Source organism: Flavobacterium tructae, assembly GCF_001853485.1.
Taxonomy (GTDB): Bacteria; Bacteroidota; Bacteroidia; order Flavobacteriales; family Flavobacteriaceae; genus Flavobacterium; species Flavobacterium tructae.
Genome location: NZ_MIKE01000029.1, coordinates 207,649 through 215,300 on the forward strand (window position 1 = coordinate 207,649; position 7,652 = coordinate 215,300).

Annotated in this window: 7 protein-coding genes, 7 tRNA genes and 1 rRNA gene; 5 read left to right on the forward strand and 10 right to left on the reverse strand. The window is 34.3% G+C overall.

The features are described from left to right. Positions 1-2 precede the first annotated feature (2 nt). The 5 genes from BHE19_RS22125 to BHE19_RS22145 all read left to right on the forward strand — a co-directional run bounded on the left by BHE19_RS22125 (position 3) and on the right by BHE19_RS22145 (position 4,868). On the forward strand, positions 3-500 hold the full coding sequence (locus BHE19_RS22125) for a TrmH family RNA methyltransferase (RefSeq protein ID WP_070908896.1): 498 nt from the start codon (positions 3-5) through the stop codon (positions 498-500). A gap of 457 nt (positions 501-957) precedes the next feature. After that, complete coding sequence (locus BHE19_RS22130; protein ID WP_017497667.1) at positions 958-1,908, forward strand: zinc metalloprotease; 951 nt, start codon at positions 958-960, stop codon at positions 1,906-1,908. A 115-nt stretch (positions 1,909-2,023) separates the two neighbouring features. Then, positions 2,024-3,115, forward strand: coding sequence for an AI-2E family transporter (locus BHE19_RS22135; RefSeq protein ID WP_017497668.1), 1,092 nt, complete (start codon positions 2,024-2,026; stop codon positions 3,113-3,115). 2 nt (positions 3,116-3,117) lie between these two features. Beyond that, complete coding sequence (locus BHE19_RS22140; protein ID WP_070908897.1) at positions 3,118-4,299, forward strand: THUMP-like domain-containing protein; 1,182 nt, start codon at positions 3,118-3,120, stop codon at positions 4,297-4,299. Positions 4,300-4,301: 2 nt separating this feature from the next. Continuing rightward, positions 4,302-4,868, forward strand: a complete 567-nt coding sequence (locus BHE19_RS22145; protein ID WP_070908898.1) for a hypothetical protein — start codon at positions 4,302-4,304, stop codon at positions 4,866-4,868. On the opposite strand, the gene BHE19_RS22150 is transcribed toward BHE19_RS22145, so the two are convergent. From BHE19_RS22150 to rrf, 10 genes are all read right to left on the reverse strand, one after another. Next, complete coding sequence (locus tag BHE19_RS22150) at positions 4,869-5,534, reverse strand: M15 family metallopeptidase (RefSeq protein ID WP_070908899.1); 666 nt, start codon at positions 5,532-5,534, stop codon at positions 4,869-4,871. A gap of 106 nt (positions 5,535-5,640) precedes the next feature. Further along, positions 5,641-6,237: a hypothetical protein gene (locus tag BHE19_RS22155; RefSeq protein WP_070908900.1), complete on the reverse strand. Its 597-nt coding sequence runs from the start codon at positions 6,235-6,237 to the stop codon at positions 5,641-5,643. 327 nt (positions 6,238-6,564) lie between these two features. Beyond that, positions 6,565-6,637: transfer RNA gene (locus BHE19_RS22160), tRNA-Gly, on the reverse strand. A 47-nt stretch (positions 6,638-6,684) separates the two neighbouring features. Further along, positions 6,685-6,757, reverse strand: a tRNA-Arg gene (locus BHE19_RS22165). Between the two features lie 48 nt (positions 6,758-6,805). Then, positions 6,806-6,878, reverse strand: a tRNA-Arg gene (locus BHE19_RS22170). Positions 6,879-6,927: 49 nt separating this feature from the next. Continuing rightward, positions 6,928-7,000: transfer RNA gene (locus BHE19_RS22175), tRNA-Gly, on the reverse strand. A gap of 49 nt (positions 7,001-7,049) precedes the next feature. Then, positions 7,050-7,123: transfer RNA gene (locus tag BHE19_RS22180), tRNA-Arg, on the reverse strand. Between the two features lie 165 nt (positions 7,124-7,288). Continuing rightward, positions 7,289-7,374 (reverse strand) — tRNA-Leu (locus BHE19_RS22185). Positions 7,375-7,380: 6 nt separating this feature from the next. Further along, a tRNA-Phe gene (locus BHE19_RS22190) sits at positions 7,381-7,453 on the reverse strand. A 75-nt stretch (positions 7,454-7,528) separates the two neighbouring features. Beyond that, positions 7,529-7,638 (reverse strand): 5S ribosomal RNA (gene rrf / locus BHE19_RS22195). Positions 7,639-7,652: the final 14 nt, after the last annotated feature.

Sequence of the window (7,652 nt, forward strand, 5' to 3'; positions counted from 1 at the left end):
AAGTGCAGCTTACTCACGAAGAAAATCAATTTGAACGAAAAACATTTCCGATAACATTAGTTTGTGATCACATTTATTTTCAGCAGAATATTGGTTCTCTTTTTAGAATCAGTGAGGCATTTGGAGTGGAAAATATCATTTTTTTAGGAAAAGATATTCCGTTAACTCCCCGAAAAATCAACAAAACTTCACGAAGCACTCATCTTCACGTTGCCCATACGATAATTGAAGAAACAGCCGATCTGGCGGACTATCTCCTTCAAAATAATTTCGAAATTATTGCTTTAGAGATCGCAAGCAACAGCAAACCGCTAAAAGAAGTTCTAATTCCTGAGAATCAAAAAATTGCACTTATCATTGGAAGTGAGATTAACGGAATCTCTGAAGAGCTTTTAAAAATTTCAAACCAAATTGTCCACATCAATATGTTTGGAAAGAACAGCAGTATGAATGTTGTACAAGCGGCAAGTATTGCCCTTTATGAAATTACTTCTTTTTAAATTTTTTCACATTTTAAATCTCAAGTATACAACTTATTTTGATGCTACCTTTTGTTGTTTCTTTCGCATGTACTTCAAATGAAGAAATACCAGGAATTATTGTTTGACATGTAAGACAGTCGGATGGAATTTCATGGCTAATTTGATTCAAAATTACCATTATTTTAACAGTTATTCTTACGTATAAATACTTACTAAAATTTCACTCTGTAATATTTGTCAAAAAAATCTTCTATAAACAATAAAAATCGACACAATAACATTCTCAAAAACAGCATTGTACGAATTTACTTCTTAATTATTTTTGTCATTTTTTTGTAAGAACTAGATTGTACAAGGGTTTGTAAAATTCTCACAAATAATATTATGTAAATATTTTGTTACAATAATTTTTTTGTTATAAAATTGCATTATAATTAACCAAAACAAATTTTTTATAACAAAAACCCAAGTTATTATGAAAAAAATCATTGTTACTGCATTTACAGCATTAGTGCTGTTTTCGTGCCAAAACGACCAATCAGAATCTGCGGATTCAAAAGTTGAAGCTATTGCACATCGCGGATGCGCAAGTCAGGAAGTTTTAGAAGCTCAACTAAAAGCTGATCCAACTTTAGCAATCAGAATGAACGAAATCAACGCTTTCACTGAAAATGCAATCCTTACCAAACGTCTTGTAAACGGTAAAATTGAAATTCCGGTCGTAGTTAATGTTCTTTACAGAACTGCAGCAGAAAACATTTCTAATGCGCAAATTCAAACACAAATTGATGTCTTAAATAAAGATTTCAATGCCTTAAATTCAGATTACAATAGTGTACCAGCTCTTTTTTCTGGTGTAAAAGCAAATGTTGGAATTACATTCGTTTTAGATCAGGTAATTAGAAAATCTACTACCAAAACTTCATGGGGAACAAGCGATGCTATGAAGAAAACTGCTCAAGGTGGTCTTGCACCAACTTCTCCAACAACAAAATTAAACATGTGGTCTTGCACTATTGGAGGAGGTATTTTAGGTTATGCACAATTTCCTGGAGGAGCTGCTGCTACAGACGGAGTTGTTGTTGACCCGAAATATTTTGGTCTTTCCGGAGCAGCAAATGCACCGTTTAACTTAGGAAGAACAGCTACTCACGAAGTAGGACACTGGATGAACTTACGTCACATCTGGGGAGATGCTACTTGCGGAAGCGATTTAGTTTCAGATACTCCTACACACAACACTGCAAACTATGGTGTACCAGCATATCCTCACTATAGCACTTGTTCAGGAACTCCAGTTGAAATGACAATGAACTATATGGATTACGTTGATGACAACGCTATGTATATGTTCTCTCAAGGACAAAAAAGCAGAATGGCTGCTATATTTGTTACCGGAGGTCCAAGAGCTTCTTTTGGAATCTAATACCAAACAAGTATAAAAAACAAACTGAAAAGCGGGATGGTAACATCCCGCTTTTTTTTGTTTACTTCAAAATTTCAAAAGCTTTTTTCCTATATTTATCATCTAAAACCGAATCATGATAACATCGAAAACAATATCTAACGGAATTTTGAGAGCTTTAACAACAATCCTGATTGTCGCAGCTGTCCTGTATTTTCTATACCAAATCCAGACTGTAATTGTCTATCTGTGCATTTCGCTGTTATTGTGTTTAATTGCCAATCCGTTAATTCAATTTTTAAAGAATAAATTAAAGTTCAGTAATTCACTGGCTGCAACCACAGCGCTAATCTTATTCATACTTGCAATTGTTGGTTTTATTCTACTGTTTGTGCCGTTAATCATTTCGCAAGCCAATAATCTATCATTACTTGATACTCAAAATCTGCAACAGCAATTTCTCGAAACAGAACGCAGTATTGAAAATTATTTTAATATACAGCATCTGGATCTCGATAAGGTTTTAAAAGAATCCAAAATTACATCCATAATCGATTTCAGCTACTTTACTGGTTTCCTGAATTCAATTATCGGGTTCATGGCCAATATGGGAATGGGATTGGTATCTGTATTTTTTATCACCTTTTTCTTTATCAAAGATCAGGATGCCTTTAAAGTTAGTGCCCGAAAAATTCTTCCTGACACCAATGAAGACAAAATCTTAAATTCGATAACCAAAATAAACCATTTTCTGACCCGTTATTTTATTGGGCTATTACTGCAGTTAACGGTTGTATTTATCCTGTATTTAATTGTTTTAATGATTTTTGGAAATAAAAATGCCTTTGTTATTGCCTTTTTATGTGCCATCTTGAATATTATCCCATACATAGGACCAATTATAGGAACCATACTGGCAGGACTTTTAACAATGATTAGTATGATCGGAAGTGATTTTCAATCGGAAATACTTCCTAAAACAATCTATGTACTTATAGGGTTTCTGTTGGTTCAGGCTATTGATAACAACATCAGTCAACCCATAATCTCATCAAAAAGCGTAAATTCGCACCCGTTAGAAATATTCCTGATTACTTTAATCAGTGGAATTACTTTTGGAATTGTTGGGATGATTATTGCCATTCCGGCCTTTACCATGGTGAAAGTAATTTTAAAAGAATTTTTTCCTGACAACAAAATTGTCTCTGTATTAACCGAAAGAATTTAACATTGAATACTGCTATTTTAGACCCAAACATTCAGGAATTCATAACTCAAAATAGTGGTGTCCCGATTACAAAATTAGCGCTTCAGAAAAATCCATTTCCTGAAATAGAATGGATTGTAATTTTAAATCAGATTGAAGCAAAATCGAAAGCAAAAGACAAGTTGCCTACCTGGTTTGCTGCCGAAAATATTATTTATCCCTCTAAAATATCGGTTGAACAAACTTCATCCGAAAGAACTGCCGCTTACAAAGCATCTTTAATTTCCGGAGAAAGTTTAATTGATCTTACAGGAGGTTTTGGTGTGGATGATTACTATTTCTCTCAAAAATTCAAAAACATAGCGCATTGCGAAATAAATAACGATTTATCGGCAATTGTAAAACATAATTTCAAACAGCTTAAAGTCGAAAACTGTACTTTTTATGCAGATGATTCTACTTCAGTTTTAAATCAATTCAATAAAAAGTGGGATTGGATTTATATTGATCCGTCCCGTAGAAACGACGCTAAAGGTAAAGTTTTTATGCTGAAAGACTGCTTACCCAATGTTCCTGATTTGCTCAATTTTTACTTTGAGAAAACAGAATCCATTTTAATAAAAACGGCTCCGCTATTAGATCTTTCTGCAGGATTATCGGAACTTCAATTTGTTAAAAACATCCATATTATTGCCCTTGAAAACGAAGTAAAAGAATTGCTTTTTGAGATTCATAAAAATTATTCCGGCGAAATCACTATAAAAACGGCCAATATTCTGAAAGATAAAATCGAGACTTTTGATTTTATTTTAGGAAATGAAATTGGTTTTCCCTCTTACGAGCTTCCTCAAAAATACGTTTACGAGCCCAATTCGGCTATTATGAAATCAGGAGGATTCGATGAAGTAAGTACTATTTTTAAGATCAACAAACTTCATAAACATTCTCATCTCTATACCTCAGAAACTTTAATCGAGTTTCCCGGACGACGTTTTGAAATCGAAAAAACAATCTCATACAGCAAGAATGAGATGAAAATTGAACTTGCCAATCAGCAGGCCAATATCACAACACGAAACTTTCCGGACACGGTAGAAAACATTCGAAAAAAATGGAAAATAAAAAACGGCGGAAATTTGTATTGTTTTTTTACAACTGATAAAAATGATAACAAAATAGTTTTAATTTGCAGAAAAATAACTTAAAAATGAAACAACTAATTACACTAACCTTTTTATTACTAACCTTAACCGCCTTTGCACAAAAACCATGTGAATATAGTGCGAATGTTACCGACTCCTTAGGGACTTATAAAGTAACAAACGACTACATGATCAGCGAAAAATACTTTGGAGGTACTTTTGATTATGTTTTCTTCGCGCTGGCACAAACTGACGGTCTGCCAACCTTAAATTTACAACTTATCCAAAAAAGTAAAGATTTTATAAAAGCCAACTGCTTTGATAAAAATTCAAAAGTTTTTTTACAATTAGAAAACGGGAAAATCGTAACATTAATTCATATAGATAAAGAAAGCTGTGGAACACTTATCCATGACGAAAAAGGGTTCGATAATCGCATCAATACGGGAATTTTTATGTTCATGAAAGAAGGTTTTGAAGAGCTCAAAAAATCCCCTGTTTCAATTATGCGTATAAAATATCTGACCAATATAGAAGATTACATTGTAAAAAGAGAATTGACCTCTGAACTGAACGGTAAAGTTTACCACCCGAATACTTATTTTATGGAGAACATAAGATGTGTTGAATAATTAATTGCATTTCCACTTTTGGTTCGAGACTTTATCCTTTAAACCTGTCTTTAAATTATAATGCCACCACTCCGAATCAAAAGAATTGAATCCATTTTTCAACATCACTTTTTTCAAATATTTTCGATTTGCTTTAACTGAGACCGGAAATTTTCTATAATTATGACTTGCCTCGATGCCAAAAAAGTCAAAATTAGTTCCCATTTCCAGTTCCTCACCTTGAGCATTCACTAAAGTTATATCAACGGCTCCTCCTTTATTATGGATGGAGCCTTTTTTTGGATCTGCCACATACTCCGGATTCGATACAATCTCCCACATCTTTTTCTGAATCGATAAAGGCCTGTAACAGTCGAAAATCTTTATTTTACACCCATCCTTCATAAAATCTCTATTTGCTGCTATCAGAGCTTTTACCGTTTTATAGCGCAACAAACATTCGGCACAATCGTAGACTTTAGCTTTCAAAAAATTATCTTCGGTAGCATACTTCATATCATAAACGAAATCGCTACTGTATTCCCTTAAATTTACAAAAGTGGTATCGGCAATTTCTTCATTATCCTCAGATGAATAAGATTCATTTTGAGCATTTGAAGAAAGTCCATAAAAGAAAAGACAAAACAGAAATACTAAAGTATGAGCGGAAGACGAACTTAATTTCATGATAAATATATGTTGAAAGAAGTAAATATAAACAAAACCATTTACTTAACACACTAATTGAATCTTGAAAAAATTTCACAACAAACTTCTATGCACACAACAAATTTTACTGATCTGATTTTTCAAGCAAGAAATACTCATAAACAACAAACCGATAGGTCCATCGTTGGTTGGCAAATTTTAAAAATGAGAAAAACGATGCAATCACCAAAATTACGACTACAGCTATGGGCATCTTTGGAAAAAAACACAAATATATTCCTAATACAGTAAGAGACCTAAACAGCTTAGAATTGGCTTCATACACCTCTATTTCGGCTACCAAACCGGGATGATTTAACCTAAGGAAGCCTTCTGCAATTTTCAAATAATCAGAATGAAAAGAAAATCTCTCTTTAATTACATTTTCTGCCAAATTTAAAAATTCATGATATTTTTTCTGTTTGATTTTTGCGTAGCTAATTTCGTACAACGGATTCAATAACATTGCACACAAATGATGAATAAAATGCCCGGCAATATATGAAATCAAAATAAATGCAATCCATGAAAATATTGTAGGACCATCTCTTTTCACATCCAAATAGCAGGGAATTCCAATATTTAGATAAATAGGTAACGTTATAGACAGGACAAAACCTGGAACTATATAAGCCAAAAATTCCATTAAGCCGAAAAAAAAATCACCAGGTTTAACAATCATAATCTATCTTTTACTATTCAAATAATGCCTTCACTTCATCCTGTAGAGACAATCTCATTTATCATAAGAAAGTTTTAAAAATATGAATTCTTCAATTCTTTCAACCAAGTATAAACACCTGTTTATTCCATTTAAAGCTAAACTTACCTGACAAACAATATGTAAACGGAGTTAAACGAAAAATTATTCTATTTGAGCGGATCGTAGTAGCTATGAAATTTCGAGCGATTCAGCATCTCTATTAAAAGTCAAACTATTCCATCCAACTGGGCTAGATTATCAAAAATTATCTAAACAAAAAAAACACTCGGTAAGAGTGGCTTCTTGTGAACGCAGAAAGATTCGAACCTTCGACCGTCCCAATTGGAAATCGGGATGCTCTATCCTGCTGAGCTGCGTTAATAAAAATATTTAAAACAAAAGCCACTCGGTTAGAGTGGCTTCTTGTGAACGCAGAAGGATTCGAACCTTCGACTGTCCCGATTCGAAATCGGGATGCTCTATCCTGCTGAGCTGCGTTAATAAAAATATTTAAAACAAAAAGCCACTCGGTTAGAGTGGCTTCTTGTGAACGCAGAAGGATTCGAACCTTCGACCGTCCCGATTCGAAATCGGGATGCTCTATCCTGCTGAGCTGCGTTAATAAAAATATTTAAAACAAAAAAGCCACTCGATTAGAGTGGCTTCTTGTGAACGCAGAAGGATTCGAACCTTCGACCGTCCCGATTGGAAATCGGGATGCTCTATCCTGCTGAACTGCGTTAATAAAAATATTTAAAACAAAAAAGCCACTCAGTTAGAGTGGCTTCTTGTGAACGCAGAAGGATTCGAACCTTCGACCGCCTGCTTAGAAGGCAGGTGCTCTATCCAGCTGAGCTATGCGTCCATTATTTTCTAATTAACCGGCTCTTTCAAAACTTTAGGCCAATCAATGCTTTTTTTTTCGATTAAAATAATGCGCTCTTATTATAAAGTTTATTACAAATGACCAGCATTCTTTATTTTTATTCGAAAAAAAACTTCAACTAGTAAAACCAGTTGAAGTTTTTAGTACTCAGAGCGGGACTTGAACCCGCACGAACATTGCTGTTCACTGGATTTTAAGTCCAGCGTGTCTACCAATTTCACCATCCGAGCATTATGTGGTACCTCCAGGGATCGAACCAGGGACACATGGATTTTCAGTCCATTGCTCTACCATCTGAGCTAAGGTACCTTTTTTTGGTTAAATCTTCATTTAACCAAAATTAGAATAAAAAACCCCGTTTTATTACGAACAGGGTCCTTCAAAGAAAGGCGACGACATACTCTCCCACATAACTGCAGTACCATCTGCGCAGGCGGGCTTAACTTCTCTGTTCGGGATGGGAAGAGGTGAGCCCCGCCGCAATAACCACCTTAAGGCTGTTAGTTGC